This is a genomic window from Bordetella tumulicola (genome assembly GCF_965138755.1).
In the GTDB taxonomy this organism is placed as follows: domain Bacteria; phylum Pseudomonadota; class Gammaproteobacteria; order Burkholderiales; family Burkholderiaceae_B; genus Bordetella_A; species Bordetella_A tumulicola.
Map to the genome: position 1 here is coordinate 86,252 of NZ_CBCSFP010000011.1, position 22,503 is coordinate 108,754.

The 22,503-nt window shown below is 59.8% G+C and carries 22 protein-coding genes and 1 pseudogene; 12 read left to right on the forward strand and 11 right to left on the reverse strand.

Going from position 1 to position 22,503, the window contains the following annotated elements; translation table 11 throughout:
• Positions 1-14 precede the first annotated feature (14 nt).
• From ACNAZS_RS21610 to ACNAZS_RS21620, 3 genes are read right to left on the reverse strand one after another with little or no spacing between them, the layout of a single operon-like run.
• Entirely contained in the window at positions 15-923 is a 909-nt protein-coding gene (locus ACNAZS_RS21610) for an NAD(P)-dependent oxidoreductase (RefSeq protein WP_415792583.1), read from the reverse strand.
• Complete coding sequence (locus ACNAZS_RS21615; protein WP_415792584.1) at positions 916-2,004, reverse strand: Bug family tripartite tricarboxylate transporter substrate binding protein; 1,089 nt, start codon at positions 2,002-2,004, stop codon at positions 916-918. Before ACNAZS_RS21615 ends, ACNAZS_RS21610 begins: the two co-directional genes overlap by 8 nt.
• Positions 2,005-2,042: 38 nt before the next feature.
• Positions 2,043-3,518, reverse strand: a complete 1,476-nt coding sequence (locus tag ACNAZS_RS21620) for an aldehyde dehydrogenase (protein WP_415792585.1) — start codon at positions 3,516-3,518, stop codon at positions 2,043-2,045.
• Between the two features lie 183 nt (positions 3,519-3,701).
• On the opposite strand from ACNAZS_RS21620, the gene ACNAZS_RS21625 reads away from it, so the two are divergent.
• Entirely contained in the window at positions 3,702-3,974 is a 273-nt protein-coding gene (locus tag ACNAZS_RS21625; RefSeq protein WP_415792586.1) for a hypothetical protein, read from the forward strand.
• A 66-nt stretch (positions 3,975-4,040) separates the two neighbouring features.
• Here ACNAZS_RS21625 and ACNAZS_RS21630 read toward each other — a convergent pair whose 3' ends face one another.
• The 3 genes from ACNAZS_RS21630 to ypfJ form a co-directional block, all read right to left on the reverse strand.
• Positions 4,041-4,805, reverse strand: a complete 765-nt coding sequence (locus ACNAZS_RS21630; RefSeq protein WP_415792587.1) for a DUF1828 domain-containing protein — start codon at positions 4,803-4,805, stop codon at positions 4,041-4,043.
• Positions 4,802-5,338 carry a hypothetical protein gene (locus tag ACNAZS_RS21635; RefSeq protein WP_415792588.1) on the reverse strand — a complete coding sequence of 179 codons (537 nt, stop codon included), beginning with the start codon at positions 5,336-5,338 and terminating at the stop codon, positions 4,802-4,804. The genes ACNAZS_RS21630 and ACNAZS_RS21635 overlap by 4 nt, the downstream gene beginning before the upstream one ends.
• A gap of 101 nt (positions 5,339-5,439) precedes the next feature.
• The gene (ypfJ, locus tag ACNAZS_RS21640) at positions 5,440-6,297 is read right to left on the reverse strand and encodes a KPN_02809 family neutral zinc metallopeptidase (RefSeq protein ID WP_415792589.1); all 858 of its coding nucleotides are present in this window, start codon (positions 6,295-6,297) and stop codon (positions 5,440-5,442) included.
• Between the two features lie 43 nt (positions 6,298-6,340).
• Between ypfJ and ACNAZS_RS21645 the strand changes: the two genes are divergently transcribed.
• The 4 genes from ACNAZS_RS21645 to bamC all read left to right on the forward strand — a co-directional run bounded on the left by ACNAZS_RS21645 (position 6,341) and on the right by bamC (position 9,770).
• Positions 6,341-6,967, forward strand: a complete 627-nt coding sequence (locus tag ACNAZS_RS21645) for an L-threonylcarbamoyladenylate synthase (protein ID WP_415792590.1) — start codon at positions 6,341-6,343, stop codon at positions 6,965-6,967.
• A 26-nt stretch (positions 6,968-6,993) separates the two neighbouring features.
• A complete protein-coding gene (locus ACNAZS_RS21650) occupies positions 6,994-7,641 on the forward strand; it encodes a site-2 protease family protein (protein WP_415792591.1) in 648 nt (215 codons plus the stop codon).
• Between the two features lie 84 nt (positions 7,642-7,725).
• Positions 7,726-8,628 (forward strand): 4-hydroxy-tetrahydrodipicolinate synthase, encoded by a 903-nt coding sequence (dapA, locus tag ACNAZS_RS21655; protein WP_415792592.1) that lies wholly within the window; start codon positions 7,726-7,728, stop codon positions 8,626-8,628.
• Positions 8,629-8,639: 11 nt separating this feature from the next.
• Positions 8,640-9,770, forward strand: a complete 1,131-nt coding sequence (gene bamC / locus ACNAZS_RS21660; protein ID WP_415792593.1) for an outer membrane protein assembly factor BamC — start codon at positions 8,640-8,642, stop codon at positions 9,768-9,770.
• A 103-nt stretch (positions 9,771-9,873) separates the two neighbouring features.
• Here the strand turns inward: bamC and ACNAZS_RS21665 are convergent, their stop codons facing one another.
• The 3 genes from ACNAZS_RS21665 to mutS form a co-directional block, all read right to left on the reverse strand.
• The gene (locus ACNAZS_RS21665; RefSeq protein ID WP_415792594.1) at positions 9,874-10,113 is read right to left on the reverse strand and encodes an endopeptidase; all 240 of its coding nucleotides are present in this window, start codon (positions 10,111-10,113) and stop codon (positions 9,874-9,876) included.
• Positions 10,114-10,417: 304 nt separating this feature from the next.
• On the reverse strand, positions 10,418-11,617 hold the full coding sequence (locus ACNAZS_RS21670) for a JmjC domain-containing protein (protein ID WP_415792595.1): 1,200 nt from the start codon (positions 11,615-11,617) through the stop codon (positions 10,418-10,420).
• Positions 11,614-14,268, reverse strand: a complete 2,655-nt coding sequence (gene mutS / locus ACNAZS_RS21675; RefSeq protein WP_415792596.1) for a DNA mismatch repair protein MutS — start codon at positions 14,266-14,268, stop codon at positions 11,614-11,616. Before mutS ends, ACNAZS_RS21670 begins: the two co-directional genes overlap by 4 nt.
• 124 nt (positions 14,269-14,392) lie before the next feature.
• Here mutS and ACNAZS_RS21680 point away from each other — a divergent pair, with 124 nt between their 5' ends.
• The 7 genes and pseudogenes from ACNAZS_RS21680 to ACNAZS_RS21710 all read left to right on the forward strand — a co-directional run bounded on the left by ACNAZS_RS21680 (position 14,393) and on the right by ACNAZS_RS21710 (position 18,867).
• Positions 14,393-14,665, forward strand: a complete 273-nt coding sequence (locus ACNAZS_RS21680; protein WP_415792597.1) for a metal/formaldehyde-sensitive transcriptional repressor — start codon at positions 14,393-14,395, stop codon at positions 14,663-14,665.
• A gap of 46 nt (positions 14,666-14,711) precedes the next feature.
• Positions 14,712-15,367, forward strand: a 656-nt coding sequence (gene dmeF / locus ACNAZS_RS21685; protein ID WP_415792598.1) for a CDF family Co(II)/Ni(II) efflux transporter DmeF, incomplete at its 3' end; no start/stop codon positions are given.
• A gap of 6 nt (positions 15,368-15,373) precedes the next feature.
• Positions 15,374-15,665, forward strand: a pseudogene (locus tag ACNAZS_RS21690) (cation transporter); the annotation flags it as partial.
• Positions 15,666-15,782: 117 nt separating this feature from the next.
• The gene (locus tag ACNAZS_RS21695) at positions 15,783-16,559 is read left to right on the forward strand and encodes an IclR family transcriptional regulator (RefSeq protein ID WP_415792599.1); all 777 of its coding nucleotides are present in this window, start codon (positions 15,783-15,785) and stop codon (positions 16,557-16,559) included.
• Between the two features lie 213 nt (positions 16,560-16,772).
• Positions 16,773-18,014, forward strand: a complete 1,242-nt coding sequence (locus tag ACNAZS_RS21700; protein ID WP_415792600.1) for an aromatic ring-hydroxylating dioxygenase subunit alpha — start codon at positions 16,773-16,775, stop codon at positions 18,012-18,014.
• Entirely contained in the window at positions 18,011-18,511 is a 501-nt protein-coding gene (locus ACNAZS_RS21705; RefSeq protein WP_415792601.1) for an aromatic-ring-hydroxylating dioxygenase subunit beta, read from the forward strand. Before ACNAZS_RS21700 ends, ACNAZS_RS21705 begins: the two co-directional genes overlap by 4 nt.
• Positions 18,508-18,867: a non-heme iron oxygenase ferredoxin subunit gene (locus tag ACNAZS_RS21710; RefSeq protein ID WP_415792602.1), complete on the forward strand. Its 360-nt coding sequence runs from the start codon at positions 18,508-18,510 to the stop codon at positions 18,865-18,867. Before ACNAZS_RS21705 ends, ACNAZS_RS21710 begins: the two co-directional genes overlap by 4 nt.
• On the opposite strand, the gene ACNAZS_RS21715 is transcribed toward ACNAZS_RS21710, so the two are convergent.
• Complete coding sequence (locus ACNAZS_RS21715; RefSeq protein ID WP_415792603.1) at positions 18,864-20,108, reverse strand: Zn-dependent hydrolase; 1,245 nt, start codon at positions 20,106-20,108, stop codon at positions 18,864-18,866. The genes ACNAZS_RS21710 and ACNAZS_RS21715 overlap by 4 nt on opposite strands.
• A 212-nt stretch (positions 20,109-20,320) precedes the next feature.
• Entirely contained in the window at positions 20,321-22,150 is a 1,830-nt protein-coding gene (locus tag ACNAZS_RS21720) for a PhoX family protein (RefSeq protein ID WP_415792604.1), read from the reverse strand.
• Positions 22,151-22,503 lie beyond the last annotated feature (353 nt).

The following is a 22,503-nucleotide window of genomic DNA, read 5'->3' on the forward strand; positions in this document are numbered from 1 at the left end:
CACGAGGTCGTTGTTCACACCTGAGCGGGCAAATCCACTTTGACGCGGCCGTCAATCAATTGAATGACGGCAGGGTGGTAGTTCTGCGCAAAACCCGCGTCGCGTGCTTGGCACATGACGTTGTAGGTATACGTGCCGATCCGTGGCACGAATGCGCCTTCTTTTGCCAGATCCAGAGCGAGCGCGCAGTCCTTGATCGCGTAGGTCATGGGAAAGGTTTTTTCCGGGAACGTATCTTTGGCGAGCGACTTCATCCCGTGGTTGCGTAATGCAAAACTGTCAGCGGATCCTTGGGACAGCAAGTCCAACAATTTATCGGCATCCATGCCCGCGCGCCGACCGATCGTGATGGCTTCGGATAGTGCGTTCACTGTCATGAACACCATATAGTTGTTCAGAATCTTGATGATTTGGCCATTGCCGATATCGCCACAATGCAAGACGTCAGAGCCCATGCACTGCAAATAGGGCCGAACGTGCTCGAAATCCGTCTCCGATCCGCCGACGCTGATGAATAGCTTGCCGTCAATGGCGGCCTGTTTGGTGCGGGCGACGGGCGCATCGACGAAATGGACGCCCGCGTCGTTGACGAGCTTGGCCAAGGCGCGTGTGCGCGCGACGTTACTCGTACTCATGTCGACGATCATCGCCGGTTTTCGTGGCGCGGCCAGAATGGCGTTGGCCACGGTTTCCACTTGGTCGATGGACGGCAACGATAGAAAGATGATGTCCGCTTTTCCAGCGACCTCGCCGACATCTTGGGCGACGCTGGCGCCATGAGATGATGCGTCTTGCAGGGCGGCTGCCGAGGTGTCGAAGACGACAACCGGCTTACCACCCTTTTTCAGCAGATTGGCGCACATGGGTCCGCCCATCACGCCCAGTCCAATAAAACCTAATGTGTTGATTTTCTGGTCACTCATGCCTGGCTCCTTCGTTATCAGGTACGGGGGTCTCGTTGCTTGCATTCTTGGTGTTGTCACGTGCTTTGATGATCTTGATGACTTTGTCGTAGGTCTGGTATTCGTTGGCCTGGAACGCGGTGAATTCCTCTGGTGTCGAACCGACGAGCATGAACGAAATAGCGTCCAGCCTGGCTTTGACCTCGGGGTCTTTCAATGCGGTTTTCGTTGCCTCGTAAACCTTTTGAATGGCTTGCTTAGGTGTGCCGGCGGGGGCCCAGATACCGTACCAGCTAGGCATGTCGAATCCCGCGTAGCCTGCCTCGGCGACGGTGGGCACGTCCGGGATGACCGGCACGCGCGTATTGCTGGTCACGGCCAGGACGCGGAGCTTTCCGCTTTTGACATGGGGATAGGCCGATGCCATGGGTTCAGTCATGGCCGTCACTTGTCCGCCGATCAAGTCGATGAGGGCAGGCCCGCCTCCCTTGTAGGGAATGATCTGCATGTTGATGTCCGCCTGATCGTTGACGAGCTCGCAGGCCAGGTGGCCCGCCGCGCCAAAGGCGGCGATGGCCCAGGTCAATTCGCCGGGCTTTTGTTTCGCGGCGGTCACGAGGTCTTTAAGTGTTCGGTACGGACTGTCTTGCCGCACCAGAATCAATTGAGGCTGTGCGCCGATTTCGGTGATGGGCGAGAAATCCTTGAGGGCGTCATAGGTCACGGTGTCCAGCAGCAACGGGTTGGCGACCTGCAGAGACGCATTGAGCAGCAACGTGTAGCCGTCTGGTTTGGATTCCTTGACGTATCGGGCGCCCAGAACGCTGCTGGCTCCTGGTTTGTTCTCGATGATGACAGGTTGGCCCAGTGATTCCTGCAATGATTTTCCCAGGCTGCGCGCGACGGTATCGACGGATCCGCCAGGCGGGAAGGGTACGACCAGGTGGATGGGGCGGGTTGGCCAGGCATCCGTGGTTTGCCCGGCGTGAACAATGCGGCCAATAGGCAGCGTTGCCGCGAGCGCCAGACCTGTCACCGTGGCTTTCAAGAGATGCCTGCGAACTATCGATCGTGGCGGTGCGGCCGGTTTTAGCGTTTTCAAGTTGTCTCCTTTGGACGAGTGGCTTGAGCTCGATTGGCTCAGGTCCGGATAGCGAAGGGGTCGCGGACCTCTTCGGAAAAATCGATCATGACGTTGCGTGTGGTCAGATATTCGCGTAGCCCGGCTTCGCCGCGTTCGCGGCCAATGCCGGATTGTTTAAAGCCGCCGAAGGGGACTTGTGCGGCGATCGCGCGATAGGTGTTCACCCAGACAGAGCCCGCCTGCATGGCGCGAGAAACGCGTAGCGCGCGTCCCAGGTCCCGAGTCCAGAGTCCGGCTGCCAACCCGTAGCGAGTGCCATTGGCAATGCGGATGGCTTCGTCTTCGGTGTCAAAGGGAATGACGGCCAACACCGGGCCGAAGATTTCTTCCTGAGCCAAGTGGCTGTCGGGAGCGACATTCGCAAAAATAGTGGGTTCTATGAAATAGCCGGACTCAAGACCGCTGCCTTGTGCGCGTTTGCCCCCGGTCATCAGTTGGGCGCCCGCTTGGGTCGCCGCCTCGATGGTGGCCAGGATCCGGTCAAATTGCGGCTTGTTGGCCACGGTGCCCATCTCGGTGCCGGTGTCGAGCGGATTGCCCATGTTGATGCCGCGTGCGCGTTCGATCAGGGGCGTCAACACTTGTTCGAGGACATTGCGTTGGACCAGTAGTCGCGAACCGGCCACGCATGTCTGGCCCGTTGCGCCAAAGATGCCGGCCAGGGCGCCGACAACCGCCTTCTTTAAATCTGCGTCGTCAAAAATGATGTTGGGAGACTTTCCGCCCAATTCGAGCTTGACGGGGGTCAAGCGGCGGCCCGCGAGCGAAGCGATTTCCGCACCCACGCCCGGGCTGCCGGTAAAGCTGATCAGCGAGACGTCGGGGTGATTCACCAGCGCCCGGCCCGTATCGGCGCCCCCCGTAACCACGTTGAATACGCCGTCAGGAAAGCCCGCGGCATGCACGAGTTGGGCGAATTCCAGCGTCGATGCCGAGGCATGTTCACTGGGCTTGACGACGACGCAATTGCCCGCGGCGAACGCGGGCGCCAATTTATTGGCCAGTAACGCCAGCGGGGAATTCCAGGCCGTGATCAGCGCGACGACGCCATAGGGTTCCAGACTGAGATAGTCCAGCGTATCGGGCTGATCCAGTGGGATCTGCTGTCCGTATAGTTTGTCCGCATAGCCCGCGTAATAACGTAGCTGGCGACCTACCCATATCATCTGCGGGCGGGTTTCGCGTACGATTTTGCCGTTATCTGTAGTTTCAATACGAGAAATCCGATCGGCATTTTGCTCGATGAGTTCCGCCAGGCGCAGCATGAGCTGGGCACGTTTGATGCCAGGGGTGGCGCGCCATGTCGTGTCAAAGGCTTGTTGCGCAGCGGTGACGGCGAGCGCGACGTCCTGTTCGCAGGCGTCGGGAATTTCGGCCCATGCATCGCCGGTATAGGGGTTGTAGGTCGGAAACGTGCGGCCCTGACTGGGCGGTACGTTTTGGCCATTGATGAACAAGTCATAGTGCTGCATCCGGGTTGTCTCCACCTTGAGGCATGAATCAAGTCATGCACCAAGTGTGGAATCACCCGTCGGAGGCGTCCAATACCGAATTACGATTTCTGTGATAGCAAAGGGTTGATACAGCTCCTGTTACAAAACTTATCGGGCTTGTCACGATATGCAGGGTATGCTGGCCTTAGAGAGGGCCTTCGAGTGCATCAGAACAATTCGGTTTATAAGGGATATCGGTTGACCGCCAAAGTCATCCGGGGCGTCCAAGACAACGCGGCAAACGGGTCGGGTTCACCTGTCTTTACTGCATCGGTATTTGTGGTGCAGGCTGACTCAGTCCAGGAAACCGGTGATGAATATGCGGTACCCACTTTTGCGGAGGGCAGTTTTGTATTCAGTCCGCGCGAAGCCGTCCATCAGGCGATCAGTCATGGACGCGCTATCGTCGATGCCCTGACTGGAGTGGAAGGATAGGGTTTGCGTGGTCGAGTGCCGGATTTGGCGGCCTGTCTTGGCCGCATATCTTAGTTAGCGAAATCCTTAGTTAGCGAAGATCTCGCTCCAACTGCGAGCCTTGCCTAGCGGCCGGACGATGGCCGATTGCTCCAGGATGGAGACGGCCTTGTTGAATTCCTCGGCGGCGGCGCCGTCTTCGAGGATCACCAGCCGACTATTTTCAGCGTCGACCATTTTGACATCCGACATCTTGCCGTGGGTTTGATAGACCTGCGTCCAGTCGATTTTCTTGCCTGCCTTGAGGGCGATTGGCTCGATAAAGGTCAGGGATGCTCCGGCAGCACTGCGTACGGCATAAGCAAACTCGGCCGTGTGGCCGCTGCTGCTGCTGGCTTTGGCGCCTTGCATCAGGCGGTCGGCGCCAACCGCTTCGGCCAGGGTGCGGCCAACTTCCGCGCGAAATCGCAACCGGCTGAATTTCGGCATCCACTGTCCGCATTGAAAGGTGAGGGCCGTAGTGAGCTTGATGGCATCCCACAGGGCATCCTGCAATTGCGCCAGCGGGCCCGAGGCGGTGATGGCGCCGCTATGGTCGAAGCCGGCAACGCTGAGGCCCGGCGTTTGATTCAATTGATCCAGGCGTTTGGCGTTGAGATCAACACCATAGGTCGCGGCGTGCATCGCGGCTTCGCCGGCATCGGTCAGAAAGAACGATTCGTCGTCGGGATGCGCGATGAGGAAGGAGGCATGTTGGCCGTCCAGTCCCATGGCAACGGGAGTGATCGCGCGTATGGCGCGTTCACCGGCGGGCACGATAGTCCAGCCGGCAGGGGGTAAAAACGCGGTCATATGAGAAATTCGATTTGGCGTCCCTTCAGGGGATGGGCAAAGCCTCCCGCCAGGGTCAGGTTAGCGCGTTGGAGAAAATAAGGAATCAAGGAGGCAATGTCGTTTAACGCGGTCTCGAGCGGCTCGGCGTAGCCTTCGCCCTCGTGGTGCCACTGATGCAAATGGGTGCGATGATTCAGCACGTTGCGATAGAACGGGAGGTCCTTGCCGGCCAGGTTCGTGTGGTAGGCATCGTTGGTATCGACGCCCAGTACACGGTGCGGTCCGACGAACAGGCTGGCCGAGCATGCCTCGGTCACCGTCATGATGGCTTGACCATGAACGGCAGTGCGTGCCGGGCGATACAGTGCGCGAAAAATGATGTCGTCGCGTGTCTCGCCGCGCAGACGGCAGGACGAGACGTACTCCATCCATTGGGCTTGTCCGGGCGACGGGCGAGGCGCCCAGGTCACCGCTTTGGCGGTTTCCTTGGGCTCTGCCAGGATTTCGCGGACTTCCGCCGGGGTAATGAGGGGGGCTTGCTTAGTGGCCATGCACCGGTAGTGGCTGTGTTGTTCAGATGGCGCGCCAACGTGGCGCACCAAGAGGGCCGTAATATTACAAGAACATGGCGATCCCGGCAGGCTGTGGGGGGTTAGAGGCTCTTACTCGAGAACGTATCGCATTGACGCAGGTCGCCGCTGTCCAGGCCGCGCTTGAACCACGTCACGCGTTGTGCCGACGAGCCATGCGTAAAGGCATCCGGCACTACGTGGCCCTGGCTTTTCTTTTGTAGTGTGTCGTCGCCAATGGCCGTGGCCGCGTTCAGGCCTTCTTCGATATCACCTTCTTCGAGGATGTTGCGCGCCTGGTCTGCCTGGCGCGCCCACAGGCCCGCGAAGCAGTCCGCCTGGAGTTCCATGCGTACCGACAAGGCATTGGCCTGGCCGGGGTTGCGTTGACGCAGTTGGTCGACCTGATCGGAAATTCCCAACAGGTGTTGGACGTGATGGCCGACTTCGTGGGCGATCACGTAGGCTTGGGCAAAGTCACCCGGCGCGTTCAATTGACGTGTCATTTCGTCGAAAAAACTTAAATCGATATAGACTTTGCTATCGCCGGGACAATAGAACGGCCCCATGGCGGCTTGGCCGGTGCCGCAGGCGGTTGGTGTTGCTCCCCGGAACAGGACCATTTTTGGGGCGACGTATTGGCGATTGAGGTTTTGCTGGAAAATCGTGCTCCAGACATCCTCTGTCTCGCCCAGGACTTTGGCGACAAAGCGGGTTTGCGGGTCGTCCGCAGGAGGCTGCGTTGAGGTTTGTTGTTGTTGGACTGGCGCTGTGCCGTCGGCCATTTGCAGTACGACCGAAGGATCTACCCCAAAATAAATGGCGACCAGAGCCAGTACGATAGTGCCGATACCGATAGAGCCGCGGCGCCCTCCGAAACGGGGGCCGCTCGAACGGCGATCTTCGATATTTTTACTTTCCCGCGAATCGTCCATGCGCATGTTGTTTCTCCTGAGCGAGCGCTAAGGATGCTAGGATAAACCTATGGCACTATTTTTATCTATTCATCCTGACAATCCGCAACCGCGCCTGCTCAAGCAGGCCGCGCAGTGGCTCAATGAAGGCGGGCTGGTGGCGGTACCTACCGACTCTAGCTATGCAGTGGTTGCCCACCTTGATGACAAGACGGCGGCCGATGCACTGCGCCGGTTGCGCGGGTTGGATGAGCGTCACCATTTGACACTCTTATGTCGTGATCTGGCGGAAATTGGCCATTTTGCGCGCGTTGACAACCGCCAGTACCGGCTGCTCAAGGTCGCGACACCCGGTCCCTGGACTTTCATTCTCGAGGCGACGCGCGAAGTGCCACGCCGGGTCTCTCACCCGTCTCGCAAAACCATCGGTATCCGGGTGCCGGAGCACGCCGTGACGCTGGCCTTGCTGGAGCAGGTCGGTGCGCCGTTGCTATCGACGACGCTGATTCCCCAGGATGAAGACGAGGCGCTCAACGATGCCGAGGAAATTCGCGAGCGTTACGCCCACGAATTGGCCGCGGTCATCGACGCGGGCGCCTGCTTGCAATCTCCGACCACGGTCATTGATTTGACCGGCGACGAGCCCACTGTGCTGCGCCGTGGCCGGGGTGACCCCGCTACGCTGGGCCTGGCCTGATCTAGATAGCTCAAACACGGCGCCTCATGTCCGATCTTATTCAGTCTCTCGCGATCTACGCGATTCCCGTCATTTTTGCGATCACCCTGCACGAAGCCGCCCACGGTTACGTGGCGCGGATGTTCGGTGACCCCACGGCCGAGCAGGCCGGTCGCATTACGCTGAACCCCATACGGCACATTGATCCCGTTGGCACCATTCTGGTTCCGGTCGCGATCCTGCTGATGTCCAAGTTGATGGGCGGGCCGGGTATGTTGTTTGGTTGGGCCAAACCGGTGCCCGTTGATTTCGGGCGTCTGCGCCGGCCCAAGCAGGACATGCTATGGGTCGCCCTGGCCGGTCCCGCCGCCAATTTGTTGATGGCCATTTTGTGGGTCATCTCCATGCGCCTGTTCCTGGCCGCCGGTATTGAGGAAGGTTATTGGTATCAGGTAGGTATGGCGGGCATCAACGTCAATCTGGTACTGATGGCACTGAATCTGTTGCCTATCCTGCCGCTGGATGGCGGGCGCGTCGTATTCAGTCTGCTGCCCAATCGCTGGGCGTGGCAATACGGGCGGATAGAGCCCTACGGATTATTGATCGTGGTGGTGCTGCTGGCCACGGATGTGCTATGGACGCTGATGCGGCCTTTCATGGAATTGGGGACGGCTGTCGTATCTTGGTTCTTGTAATTGCCAATATTCCGGTAAACTCAACGGTTCGATTGATCCAGTTTCTTGTCCGGGGCATACCGCCCCGGGTCCGGAGCCCTTTTCATGGCATCCCCCGATTCCTCAATGATTACTTTTCAGGGCAGTATGGTGGCGCTGGCCACCCCTATGCAGCCCGATGGCAGCCTGGATTACCCGGCGTATCGGTCCCTGATCGATTGGCACGTTGCCGAAGGGACTAGCGCGCTGGTCGTGGTCGGCACCACGGGCGAGTCACCCACCGTGTCGATGGAAGAGCACGCCGAATTGATCCGGGTCGCCGTAGAGCACGCGGCCGGTCGCATCCCGGTGATCGCGGGCGTGGGGGCAAACTCCACCGACGAGGCGATTCATCTGGCCCGGCACGCCAAACGCGTGGGCGCGCAGGCGGGCCTGTCGGTCGTGCCGTACTACAACAAGCCATCTCAGGAAGGGCTCTACCAGCATTTTCGCGCCATTATCGAGGCGGTTGACCTGCCGACGGTGCTGTACAACGTGCCGGGCCGTACCGTGGCTGACATGAGTAACGAAACGGTGCTGCGTTTGGCGCAAATCCCGGGCATCATCGGCATCAAGGACGCCACCGGCGATATCGGCCGCGGGGCGTTGTTGCTGCGCGAGGCGCCTGCTGATTTTCAGATATTCAGCGGGGATGATCCCACGGCGGCCGCGCTCATTCTGCTGGGCGCGCGAGGCAATATTTCCGTGACTGCCAATGTCGCTCCCCGGCTCATGAATGATCTCTGTACCGCTGCCCTGGCGGGCGATGTACCCAAGGTGCGTGAACTTAACGCATACCTGGCTCGTCTTAACAAAGCCTTGTTTGTCGAGGCCAATCCTATTCCTGTGAAATGGGCGCTTGCCCAGATGGGCCGTACTGCGTTGGGTTACCGGTTACCGCTGGTAGCGCTTGGCGCGCAGCATCATGATACGGTTCGCCTCGCACTCCAGGAAACGGGTCTGCTCTAAATTAAGTGAGGATGCGTATGAACCAACGTCATGCCGCTGCGTCGGCATTGATGGCTCTGGCATTGCTGGCGGGTTGCAGCGATGTGAATGAATTTCTCGGCAACGAAGATTCGGTCGACTACAAAAGCACGCGACGCGGCGAGCCGCTGAGCATTCCCCCCGATTTGACTCAAGCGTCTAGCGATCCCCGTTATCGTGCCCCCTCATCGGGCAGCACGACATTTTCGGAGTATCAACAGCAGGGTCAGCAGCAGGTGGCAAGCTCGTCGCAGACCAGCAACGTGCTGCCACAGCGCGACGACATGCGTGTCGAGCGTGATGGGGATTTGCGCTGGCTGGTGGTTGATCGCGCTCCCGAAGACGTCTTCCCCAAAGTCGTCGACTTCTGGACAGATACGGGCTTTAGCGTCGCGACCAATGACCCCAAGGCGGGCCTGATCGTGACCAATTGGGCGGAAAACCGCGCCAAAATCCCCGAAAGCTGGCTACGTCAGGCGCTGGGTGCCGTGCTGGACTCGGTGTGGGATAGCGGCGAACGCGAGAAGTTCCGAACGCGTCTCGAGCGCGTCAATGGACGCACCGAGATTTATATCTCGCATGAGCAAATGCTCGAGAAGCGCGTTGGGGCTGACGAGGGTCAGGTTCAGTGGGAGCACGGCAAAGAAGACCCAGGTCTGAATGCCGCGATGCTGGCTCGCCTGATGGTGTATCTGGGTACCGACGTCGACAGTGCCCGCAAGCTCGTGGCACAGGCCGAGGCTTCGCCTCAGTCGCCGGTGATTCAACAGGACGTGCGCGCCGATGGTGCCATGCTCATCGTTGACGAGTCGTTTGATCGCGCTTGGCGCCGCGTGGGCGTTGCCCTGGACTCGGGTGGCTTCGCTGTCGATGATCGCGATCGCTCCGCAGGTGACTATTTCGTGCGCTATGTGGATACGGATACCGGCGCTCAGCAAGAGGAACCGGGCTTTTTCAGCCGGATGTTCTCGGGCGACAAACCGGCCCAGGCGACGCAATACCGCGTCCATCTGTCCGAATCCGGTGGACAAACCCAGGTCACGGTGCTTAATGCCAACGGTCAGCGTGATAGCAGTTCGACGGCACAGCGCATGTTGGGCGTCCTGAAGGACAAGATGCTCTGATTTCCAGAAGCGTCATCTGCAAATAAAAAGGGCTGCGACATTTGTCGCAGCCCTTTTTATTTGCCCCTGGGGCATGGCGCCCCAGGGGACTGATCGAATGCTATTACGATCCCGGCGTCGTGCTACCGCCCGGAGCGGGCGTGCCCGACTCGGGAGCCGGCGCAGGCGTGCTGGAGCTATCAGGCATCGTCGGTGCAGGCGTAGGCTCGGTGGGAGCCGGGGTAGCCGGTGCCGGCGTCGAGGTCGAGGGCTCGGAGCCCGGTGCTGCGGTGTCTTCTTTCTTGTCGCAAGCGGTCAGCGCGACGGCGAGTACCGAAGCAAGAATCAAGGTTTTGCTGATCATATTCAGACTCCTGTGAAATGACGATGATGCGGACCCTACTGGGAAACCAGAATCCCATTAGGGGAAACCAGTAGTCAGGCTACAGGAATCAGGCTGCCACTTGAGTGTGAAAATTAAAGCGGTAGCATCTAAAACGTAACAATCCTTACTAATACGTGTAGGATATTTCTTGATGTGTCAAAAATGCCGGCGCCTTGGTTTTACGAACGAAACGGATACGATTTGATGTTGGTCTGGCGCAAAAGCAGGCCCTTTACTCTGTACGGCAGTGCCGTTCGTTAAACGGCCTGTTTTGATCGGGGCTTTACCGCTGGTTGGGCCGGTAATGCAGCCAACCTGCGTCCAGCCAATCTGTCAGGCACTCGCGGGTCTCGTCATCGAGTCGGCGGCAGCGAGAATCACCACATTGCAATCGACGGTCATCGGCCAGAGCGCGTAACGCAGGATGTGCGACGACGGTAGCGGTTTCGCCATTGATGAATAGTTGCCGGCCGCGATACAGCATGCGAGTGCGGCGATCCAGTTCCAGGTAGCCGTTCTCGGGCCAGTCCGTGACCAGGTCGACGATATCGTCTGCCGAGGGATCAAAGACGCTCAGATTACTTGGCTCGGTCAGCCAGCATCCCAGAAAGCGCGATGCGAGTGCGTCATCGAAACGTACTTTGGCCAATGTGTCCAGCGTGGCTTGCACCAATCCGTCGGGTAATGCGGCGGGCGTTTTCACGGCGGGTTGACCGGGGTCGCGATAGACGGCGTCCAGTCGCGGGCCGGGCAGCGCGGGTTCGCCGTAGGGGCCGCCGAGCAGGCCCACGCGCGCCATGGCTTGGTCGGCCGCAGCCTCGAGCAGTCCGCGGGCCAGGATGGCTTGCGTCGGTGCACGAAAGCCAATCGAGATCGTCATGCAGTCGCCGCCAATGGCAATGCCGTCATGCGCCACTTGGGGCGGCAGATACAGCATGTCGCCGGGTTCAAGAATAACGTCCTCTTCGGGGGTGAAGTTCTCGAGGATTTTCAGGGGCAGGCCGGCCTGCAGGGTCAGGTCTTTTTGGCGACCATATCGCCAGCGACGACGTCCTGATGCCTGTAGCAAAAACACATCGTAGCTGTCGAAATGCGGACCTACGCCACCGCCGTCCGAGGCCACGCTGATCATCACATCGTCCAGGCGCGCGTCGGGGATAAATCGAAACGCCTGCAAGAGCGCTGAGGCGGCATCGTCGTGCAGATCGACGCTTTGCACCAGCAGCGTCCAGTCGGGCTCGGCAACTTTGGGCAGACGGGCAAAGGGCCCGTCCTCCATTTGCCACACGCCCTGTTCACGCCAGATCAGGCGAGATTGCACATCGTCGCGACGAGACAGTTTCTTGACATTGGCAATGCTGATCGGTGGCTTGAAATGGGGAATAGCCTGGCGTATCAGCAGTGGTTTGCGCTGCCAATAGCGACGCATAAAGTCAGACGCGCTGAGGCCGCCCAGCAGGGTCAAGGGTTCGTCGATATTCATGGCAGGCAGGCTTTCAGGCGATAAAGAGCTTCCAACGCTTCGCGCGGCGTCAGGCTGTCGGGGTCAATATGGGTAAGTTCGTCGCGCAGGGTATCCAGGGCGGCCGAGGTTTCGGATTGGTCGCTCGCTGCGCTGGCTTGCGCATCGGCATCGAGCGCGGCTGCAAATAGACCCAGTTGCGGTGTGGGGGCACCCTGCGCTTCCAGGCGCTCGAGTTCACGCGAGGCGTGGCGGATGACAGCGGCGGGGATCCCTGCACGCTGTGCGACTTGTATTCCATAGCTGCGGCTGGCGGGGCCCTCGTGGACTTCGTGCAAAAACACGATGCCGCCAGCCGATTCGGCCGCGGCCAAGTGCACGTTAGCGGCGGTGGGCTGCTCGGCGGGTAAACGTGTCAATTCAAAGTAATGCGTCGCAAATAGCGTCAGCGCCTGGTTGTGCGTGATCAGACGCAGGGCGATGGCCCAGGCAAGCGCCAGACCGTCATAGGTCGATGTGCCTCGGCCGATCTCGTCCATGAGAACCAAACTGTGCGGTGTGCTCGCCGCCAATATCGCAGCTGCCTCCGTCATTTCCATCATGAAGGTCGAACGCCCGCCCGCCAGATCGTCAGCCGCGCCGATACGCGTAAAGATGCGGTCCAGTTTGCCGATCGTGGCGCGTTGCGCGGGAACAAAGCTACCTGTGCGCGCCAACAGCGCAATCAAGGCTATCTGTCGCATATAGGTCGATTTACCGCCCATGTTGGGACCGGTAATCAACAGCATGCGACGCGTCGCATTCAGCGAGCAACTATTGGGCGTAAAGCGCTCAATCGTGTGCTCGACGACGGGATGACGGCCGGCCTCGATGTCGATATCCGCTTGTTCGGTGAGTTCGGGGGCGACCCAGCCGTGGCGACGCGCATGCTCGGCCAGCGCGGCCAGCGTATCCAGTTCGGCCAAGGCGCCAGCACAATCCGACAGCGGGCGTACGTATTCAGCCAGCACGTCCAGGATTTGCTCGTATAGCCATTTTTCGCGTGCAAGCGAGCGATCTTGCGCCGACAACACCTTGTCTTCCCATGATTTCAGTTCGGGCGTGATGTAGCGCTCGGCATTTTTGAGGGTTTGACGGCGACGGTAATCTTCGGGCACTTTGTCCACTTGGCCCTTGGTGACCTCAATGTAGAAACCATGCACGCGATTGAATTCGACGCGCAGATTACTGATGCCGGTGCGTTCGCGTTCGCGGGCTTCAAGCTGCACGAGAAAGTCGCCGCCATCGGCGGCCAGCGCCCGCAACTCATCCAGATCTGCATCAAAGCCCGTGGCGATCACGCCGCCATCGCGTATCGCGACGGCGGGCTCTTGGGCAATGGCTCGACCGAGCAGGTCCGCGATTTCAGGCGGCAGCGACAAATACGCGGCCAGATCCGCCAGACGCGGTGTACCTGCCATGGGGAGGATCAATTCGCGCAACGCGGGCAGGGCAGCCAATGCGTCTCGCAGGCTGGCCAGTTCGCGAGGGCGCACCGATCGCAGGGCCAAACGTGAGGCAATGCGTTCGACGTCTGGGAAAGCGTCCAGGGCGTCGCGTAGGGTCTCCAGCAAGTCTGCCGCACCGAAGGTTTGTGCGACATCCGGCTGGCCGGCCAGCAGGGCGGTGATGGCCTGTTGCCGTGCTTGTGCCGGCGCGTTGTCGCGCAGTGGATGATGCAGCCAGCGCCGCAGCAGGCGACTGCCCATCGGCGTTTGGCAAGCGTCGAGTAACGAAAACAGAGTGGGCGATTCCTCGCCGCTCAGTGTTTGCGTGAGTTCCAGATTGCGGCGCGTGACGGGGTCCATCAGCACATACTGGCCGGGCCGGTCGACTGCGATACTTTGCACATGCGCCAGTGCCTGCGATTGTGTGCGTGCGGCATAGCGCAGCAACGCACCGGCGGCGCAAATGGCCGCGGGCATGTCGTCCACATCAAAGCCCGACAAGGTATCGGTCTTGAAATGGGCCAATAGATGGGCGCGTGCGCCATCGCTTTCAAAATGCCAATCGGGGACGCGCGTGCGTGCGCCATCGAACGCCAGTGGCAGCTCGGCGCTGTCGGCGTAGACCAATTCGGCGGGGGCGACACGATGCAGTTCGGATTCGATCTGGGCGGGGGCGCATTCGGTCACGCGGAACTCGCCGCTCGCCAGATTCAGCCAGGCCAGGCCCGCCCGCTGATTACGCGCCTTGCCGCTAATGCATACCGCCGCGAGCGCACGATCGGCCTTGGCGGGCAGCAGGGCCTCGTCGGTCAGCGTGCCCGGGGTCACGATGCGCACGATGCGACGCTCGACCGGACCCTTGGCGGCGGCCGGGTCACCGATCTGCTCGCAGATAGCGACGGATTCGCCTTGGGCGACCAGGCGTGCCAGGTATTGCTCCATGGCGTGCACGGGCAGACCCGCCATCGGAATGGGGGTGCCGTTCGATGTGCCTCGCTTGGTCAGTGTCAGGCCCAACAAGCGAGCCCCGCGTTCGGCGTCTTCGTAGAACATCTCATAGAAGTCGCCCATACGATAAAACAGCAGCAAGGGCCCCGCCTCGGCTTTAAGGCGAAGATATTGCTGCATCATCGGGGTGTGGCCGGGCAGTGCGTCGGCGGCGGATTTTTTTGTGGCGGAACTCATGCCGTCATTGTATCGGGAGGGCGAGCGGGTGTGGCGTCGGTAGCGTTTTTAGTCTTGCAGTACGCAGGATTTGAGGGCCGCACTATAATATAGTCCCCTAGGTTATATTTGATTGCTCATTGCCATGGCCCATACCTCCCGCCAGAAAGACAAACTGATCGCCCGTGTGCGCCGTATCAAGGGGCAGTTGGAGGGTATCGAGCGCGCTTTGGAGGCAGACGCGGCATGTGTTGAAGTGCTGCGTCAAATAGCGTCCGTCCGCGGCGCGGTCGGCGGGCTGACGGCGCAGATGATGGAAGACCATCTGCGCGAGCATGTCCTGGTTGCGGAAACGGATAAGGAGCGCCATCAAGGGGGCGAGGACATGATCGAGGTCATTCGGGCCTACATGAAATGAATCGGTTGCTCGCTGGCAGTTTTTTCGAGATACCAGGAACGCCCTGATGACAACTTACAACCCTTCGACCCCCAGTCACGATCACTTCTTTCTTGGCAGCGATCACCAGCGTAATGAGCGCAAGGTGTGGCTGGTGATCATCCTGACGGCCAGCATGATGCTGGTCGAAATCATTGCCGGCACTATCTATGGCTCGATGGCGCTGGTTGCCGACGGCTGGCATATGTCCACCCATGCCGGCGCACTGCTGATTACGGTGCTGGCGTATCGCTTCGCACGCCGAAATGCCCGCAACCCGCGTTTCACCTTTGGTACGGGAAAGCTTGGCGATTTGGCCGGTTTTGCCAGTGCGGTGTTGCTGGCCTTGATTGCATTGCTGATTGGTTGGGAGAGTCTGGTTCGCCTGACTCAGCCTATCCATATTGACTTCGAGCAGGCGATTGCTGTGGCGGCCGTGGGGCTGGTCGTCAATCTGGCCTGCGCCTGGCTATTGAGAGACGACCACGCGCATCATGGTCATCATCACCATCATGGTCACGACCATCACCACCACAGTCACCATGAAGACCATCATGCGCCAGGCAAAGGCCGTGACAACAACCTGCGCGCGGCTTACTTGCATGTGCTGGCTGATGCGCTGACTTCCGTTCTGGCGATCGTCGCGTTGCTGCTGGGTAGGAGCTATGGCTGGTCGTGGGGGGGNGGNCNCGCGCTGGTGATCGCCCGGTGGTCATGGGGTCTGATCCGGGATTCGGGTAGCGTGCTGCTCGATGCGGGTGACGAGGGGCAGGAGGTGCAGCAAGAGATTCGGGAGGCGATAGCGCGCACGGGAAGCCAAGTTACGGATCTGCATGTCTGGCAGGTTGGCCCCGGTCATTTCGCGGCGATTATCGCGTTGATCGCCGAGGGACCCCAGGAGCCAGCGGATTACAAGGCGCTGCTCGCGCATATTCATGAACTGTCGCATGTCACCGTCGAAGTGCAGCATGGGGCAGCATGAGCATCGGCACGACGTCGAGAACCTGGCCTAGGTGAATCAACCGCGATGGCGTGACGCTGTGATCGCCCTTCCGGTATCATCGCCACGACAATCTCCTAACCGCAGGACGACATCAACGTGGCAGAGCAGAAACCGGTTTCACGCCGTCAAGGGATTCAGTCCGTAGAGATTGGCCTGCGTGTGCTGGCCGCGCTGGCCGCGCAGGACGGGCCTGCTGCGCTCGGGGTGGTTGCCAAGGCTTGCGGTCTGTCTTCGTCGCAAACGCATCGGTATTTGGCCAGCTTGGTGACAACCGGCATGGCGGTCCAGCGTCAGGATTCCGGACGATATGACTTGGGCGATGGCGCGCTGCGGTTGGGGTTGGCCGCGCTATCGCGTACCGATCCGTTTAATAGGGCAAATGAGTCGATCACGGCTTTCGTCCGGGATACTGGGCGAACGGTGTTGTTAGCCGCGTTGGCGCCTACGGGCCCGGTCATTGTGCGCCTTGCGATGGGGTCGCCGCCTGTGATCACCTCTTTAATGGCCGGGTCTCCATTGCCTTTGTTGCGCTCCGCGACGGGGCACGTGTTTCTGGCGTTTCGACCAGAAAGCGTGACGCGCGAAATGGCTCGGCACGAACTCAAGGCCGTTCGCGGCTTGAAAGCGGTTGACGTCAAACGGATCAAGCAGCAAGTCAGAGCAGAGGGCTATGCCTCGGTGAGTGGTTCCTTGATTCCCGGTCTGCGGGCGGCGGCGTTGCCGATTTTTGATATGCAGGGCGAGGCGCTGTTTGTCGCGACGCTGATCGCCAACGAGGCCTTCGAGCCTGATCATGATGCTGCGTTGCGAACGCAGTTGGCGCACGTGTGCCGGCAAATCAGCGATGCCATCGGTGGCCAAGTCCCTGTGTAGTTTCACCGTCTGATTTTCTTTTCTTGCGTGGCACGGTCGCCAACCATGGCGACGCGGCATTGCTTTGCCCATGGATATGATCTATCGTTTTTTGAATGCATATTATGCAATTCATTTGACATTGAGGAATATCGGAAATACAGTGATCTGCTTGGAGACATGCCGTTCGATGAGGCGGTATTCACGCGATCAATCACCGACAGAGGGGCTGCTATGACTGCCTTGTCGTACCCCGCGCAGGCCCGGGCCTGGCCGGCTGACGCCGATGCCGCCGTGCCTTATTGGGTGTATTCGGATCCCGCCATCTATCAGGCGGAATTGCAAAAAATCTGGTACGGACCACATTGGCTTTATGTCGGGCTGGAGTGTGAAATTCCTGACGTCGGCGACTGGAAAACCACGACACTGGGCGAGCGGCCGGTCGTGATGGTGCGTAGCGCAGAAAATGAGATTTCCGTGGTGGAAAATCGCTGTGCGCATCGTGGCGTGAAGTTCTGCCAGTCCCGGTTCGGGCACTCGGAGGAACTGGTCTGTCCGTATCATCAATGGTCCTACGCCTTGAATGGCGACTTGCAAGGGGTGCCGTTTCGTCGGGGCGTGCGGCGCCAGGGAGGCATGCCGGCGGATTTTGATCTGGGCGCCAACGGCCTGAGCAAGCTGCGCGTAGAAGCCGTCAACGGCGTGGTGTGGGCAACATTTTCCGCCGACACGCCCTCGTTTCGCGAATACCTGGGCGAGCGTTTCTGGAAGCACTACACGCGGGTCTATGACGGTCGCAAGCTGCAAGTGCTGGGGTACAACCGCCAGCACATCCCGGGTAATTGGAAGCTGATGCAGGAGAACATCAAGGACCCGTATCACGCGGGTTTGCTGCATGTGTTCTTCGCGACTTTCGGTTTGTTCCGCGCGGATCAAAAATCCGCCGTGGATATGGACGACACGGGACGCCACGGTATTTTGATCAGTCGAAAGGGCGAGCAGCAGGCCAACGATGTCACCGGGGACATGCGCAATTTCCAGGGTGACTTGGCCTTGGCTGATCCGCGCATTCTGGACGTCGTGCAAGAATTCCCCGGCGAAGAGACTGTCGGTATGATCACCGTTTTTCCGAGCGTGATCCTGCAGCAGCAGGTGAATTCGCTGACGACCCGTCAAATCGTGCCCAAGGGGCCTGGTGCTTTCGATTTTCATTGGACGCACTGGTGCTATGCCGACGACACACCGGAAATGCGCTTGCGTCGCACGCGTCAGGCCAATATGTTCGGGCCGGCCGGCTTCGTGTCGGCCGATGATGGCGAGGTGATCGAGATGACGCAGCAGGGCGCGTCGGGGTCGCCCGAGGCGAATATGATTCTGCAGATGGGCGGGCGTGACATCATGCCCACCGATCATCAGGTGACGGAGACCGCCGTCCGAGGCATGTATCGATATTGGCGAGAGGTGATGGGCCTATGACGACGAGCCCTCAAGCGCCGGTTTCCATGATGCCGATCACGCGTGATGCCGTACGCGATTTTTTCGATGACTACTATGCGGCGCTGGACGATGTCAGGTTGCACGACTGGCCGGATTTTTTTACGGCGTCCTGCATATATCGCGTGATCCCGCGCGAGAACTATGAACGTGGCTATCCGCTCTGTACGATGCAGGCCGAGAGTCGCGGCATGTTGCAAGACCGTGTTACCGGCCTGACGCGCACACAGATGTACGCGCCGCGTTACTACCGGCGTTTTCCGACGGCGCCTCGCATCGTGGCCGAGACGGATAACGGGGTGCGTGCGCGGCATAGCCTGCTCATCATCCAGACATTGCTGGATAAGCAATCCGACGTTGTGCTGGCCGGCGTTTGTCATGACCACATTGTGGTGGACGAAGGCCGGCTACGGCTGGCCGAACGCATTGTCGTATTCGATTCCGAAATGATCCCCAACAGCCTGGTGTATCCCGCATGACACACGCTACCCATCTATTCCCACTGACCTGGATACCGACGACGGTGACGCCCGCCGATCTGGAAACCTATGGCGCTGCGCCTGCCGATGTGGGGGGCGTGCGCGTGGCGCTTTATGCGGTCGATGATCAGTTTTACGCCACCGCGGATCTCTGCACGCATGGGCACGGCAGCCTTTCCGAAGGATTTCTGGACGGAGAAATCGTCGAGTGCCCGCTGCATCAGGGCTTGTTCAATGTGAAGACGGGGGAGGCCGTCGGCGCACCGTGTACGGTCGCCGTGAAAACCTACCCCGTCAAATTACAAGACGGGGCGTTGCATGTTGCCCTGCGGTTGGATGACGACGACGCCTCTTAAAGCACCCGGTCCAGCCGTTTGACGGTCTCGTACATGACTTCGACGCCGATGGCTGCCTGCTCGGGCTCCAGCCATTCCTCGGGCGTGTGGCTGCGACCATCCAGGCAGGGGACAAAGATCATGCCGAAAGGACCGAGGTGGGAGACAAACATGCCGTCATGTCCGGCGCCGCTGGGTAGCGAGCAAAATGATTTGCCCAGCGCTTGAGCGGTCTCGGCGATCACTTGTTGCACGGTATTGGCGCACGGCGTGGCCGGTACATGGCTCACGACTTCGGTATCGATTGTCAGGCCGAGTTGTTCGAACTCAGGAGCTAATCGCGTGACGAGATCGTCGCAAAAGGTCGCAACCGCGGCCTCGTCTGCGCTACGGCATTCCAGGAGCAATTCCACATAGGCCGGCACGGCGTTGGCGGCATTGGGACGAATGCGCTCGACCCGACCGATCGTGGCGACTAGCGGCATATCGGGTGTGCTGGCGGCGAGGGCGGCCCGATATGCGCCATCGATCAGGCGGGCGGCGCCGACCAGGGCATCGGCGCGATCGCGCATCGGGGTTTGACCCGCGTGGTCGGCGCGTCCTGTCACGGCGACGCGCGTGCGGCGAATCGCGGCAATGCCCGTCACCACGCCGATATCCAATTGGCGCGTTTCCAGCGTTTTGCCTTGCTCGATGTGGAGTTCCAGAAATCCCGCGATGCTGTTCGGGCCGCGTCGGGCGGCGTCGAGTTGATCGGGATCGCCGCCCACGCCGCGCAATGCCTCGCCCAGCGTCGTGCCGTCCGCGCGGGTGGCTGCCAACATGGTGTCGTCGAGCTTGCCGGCCAGTGCACGGCTGCCGATGCATGACAGGCCGAATTCGCTGGGTTCCTCGGCGAGAAAGTCGATGACCTCAAGGTTGTGTTCCAGCTGTTCGCCGCATTCTTGCAGAGACTGCGCCACTTCCAGTGCCGCGATGACGCCCAGGATGCCGTCAAAGCGGCCGCCCGACGGGACGCTGTCGGAGTGCGATCCGAGCAAAATCGGTGGGAGCGACGGGTTGCGGCCGGCGAGACGACCGATGAGGTTACCGCCGGTGTCGATACTGACGGTCAAGCCGGCCTGCTCGAATTGCTCTGCCAGCCACTGGCGACCGTCGAGAAATGTGGGTGTGAAAGAACGGCGTGTCCAGGGGCGGTCGGGCTCGGTCTTGGTCGCGAGTGTGGTCAGGCGCGACCATAGGCGTTCGGCGTTGGTACTCATGGGTATCTCTAAAATAAAAAGGGTGCGTTGGCACCCTTGGGGTCTTGAATCACTGGCAATAATGAAAGGTTACTGCGTTCTTGGGCCAGGCTGCTCGGGGGTCCGTCGATTTGATTTTTGTGCAGGCATTTATTTCGTAATCGGACCACGCAAAAAAGGGATGGCGCCTCGCGGCGCCATCCCTTTTGACCTGCTATCGCGAGCGTGTTGGCTTAGGCGCCGACAGGCTTGCCGTCTTGGCGACGTACCACGATCGTGGCCGAGCGGGCGTCGCCGCCTTCCGGACGCACGGTGTTCCACGCCATATTGGGGTGCTGAATGTTGATAAAGAATGCGGTCAAGTCCGGCGAGTAAGCAATACCGGTGATTTCGCAGCCGCCAGGGCCTACCAGGAAGCGCTTGGATTCACCCGTTTCTTGGTCAACGTAGTACATGGAGTTGTTGCCGAACCCGGTAGCGCCCGAGTCGGTTTGAACCCACAGGCGGCCCTTGGGGTCAATGCGCAGACCGTCGGGGCTGGAGAACGTGTCGCCGTTGATGTTGCCGGTGACGTTCTCGGGTTGACCTTCGGATTCGGCATGACCCGCCAACAGCAGCATTTCCCATTGGAACGTCGTGGCCAGCGCGGAGTCGCCGGACTCTTGCCAACGGACGATATGACCGTGCGAGTTGTTGATGCGGGGGTTGGCGGCGCTGGTGCGCTTGCGGCTGCTGTTGTTGGTCAGCGTGCAGTAAACGCGCTTGTCCACCCCGACAGTGACCCATTCCGGACGATCCATCAGGGTGCCGCCAGCGACGCGTGCAGCGGCTTTGGTGTTGATGAGTACGTCGGATTGCGTCTTGAAGTCAATGATCGACGATTCGGGCAAGGTGCCCGGGGCAACCTGCGTGAAGTTGCCCGGATCGACGGCGCCGACGGTCAGGCCGTTTTTGCCCGCGGTCAGTTCAACCCAGTTACCCGAGCCGTCATCGTTGAAGCGAGCGACGTACAACGTGCCTTCGTCCAACAGGCTGCTGTTGTTGGCACGGTTGGCGGGGTCGTAGGACTTGCTGGGAATGAACTTGTAAATGCAACCCGGCGTGCCATCATCGCCCATATAGAAGGCGACACGGTTGTCGTCGTTCAGCATGTAGGCGGTGTTTTCGTGGTCGAAACGGCCCATGGCGGTACGTTTGACCGCCGTGGCGTTGGGCGCGTAGGGGTCGATCTCGACGATCCAGCCGTAGCCTTCTTCGGCTTGGGTCGGGTCCCAGTAGTTGTCGGTCGTTTCTTCGCAAGTCAGGTACGTGCCCCAGGGGGTCGGGCCGCTTGCACAGTTGTTCAGTGTGCCGACGACGGTCGAGCCAACCTTGGCGGCAGCGGGGCCGCTGACGTTGTAGACGGTGTTGCCGGAGTAACGCTTGTTGTAGCTCGAATTCGTGTTGACCGACCACTTGCCATCGTCCGAACGCACGATTTCGATGACGGATACACCGACGTTCGACAGGTTGGTCTTGGTGGGCTCAGTGTCCAGGTTCAGCGTGGCGCCGTCGACGTTTTCGTGGTTGAGAACCAGCAAACCGCCCTTGTTCGGGTCTACGCCTTCCAGGGGATAGAAGTGCATTCCGTCGTGTTGACCGCCAGCCTGCGTTTCCGTGACGGGATAGGATTGGGGGGCGCCGGTATAGCCTATCGAGCCGATGGCGCATTTGTCGCCAGCCGAATAGAGGACTTCAACCAGGTAGCCTTCAGGCACCGTGACGGTATCCGCGGTGATCAAATCGTCCAGGGGCTTGAAGGTGACGTCGTATCGGGTGTCGGGTGTTTCGCCGCCGCTACCATTATCGTTGTCGCTGTCGTCATCATCATCGTCACTGCTACTGCCACAGGCGGCCAGCGAGCCACCGAACACGGACAGTAACGACAAACCAATACTGTTCCTCAATAACGTGCGGCGAGCCGGGTTGGCCGCAACGATATCCTCAAGCATCTGACCCGGGACGATGATTTCGCCACGTGCGTCGCGGCTCGGGGCACGCAATTTATCTGTCAAGTACGACATGTAGACCTCGTAGAGTGTGATTTGTTTCTTCAGGGAAACGTCAGGAACGGACGAGAGACTACGGGGGGAGTGTGACGGACGTATTGCGATCGACGAAAAACTTGTGCGGAAGGGCTTAAAAATCGCTAGCTGACACGATCAACGTGATGGAGACAGCCGTCGCCTGGCGAATCTGCTTGTTGAGCATTTCTTTACCAGGCCTTGTAAGTGATTGCAGTGCAAGGACTTTTCGTGCTTGTCCGAAAACTATTCAAGGGGTTGTCCACATTGAACGTGGATAAGCTTGGGGGAGCGATAGTTTATTGTTCTGCCATGTGATGGGAGGGCAAAGCGCATCGCTTTGCCCTCCATCG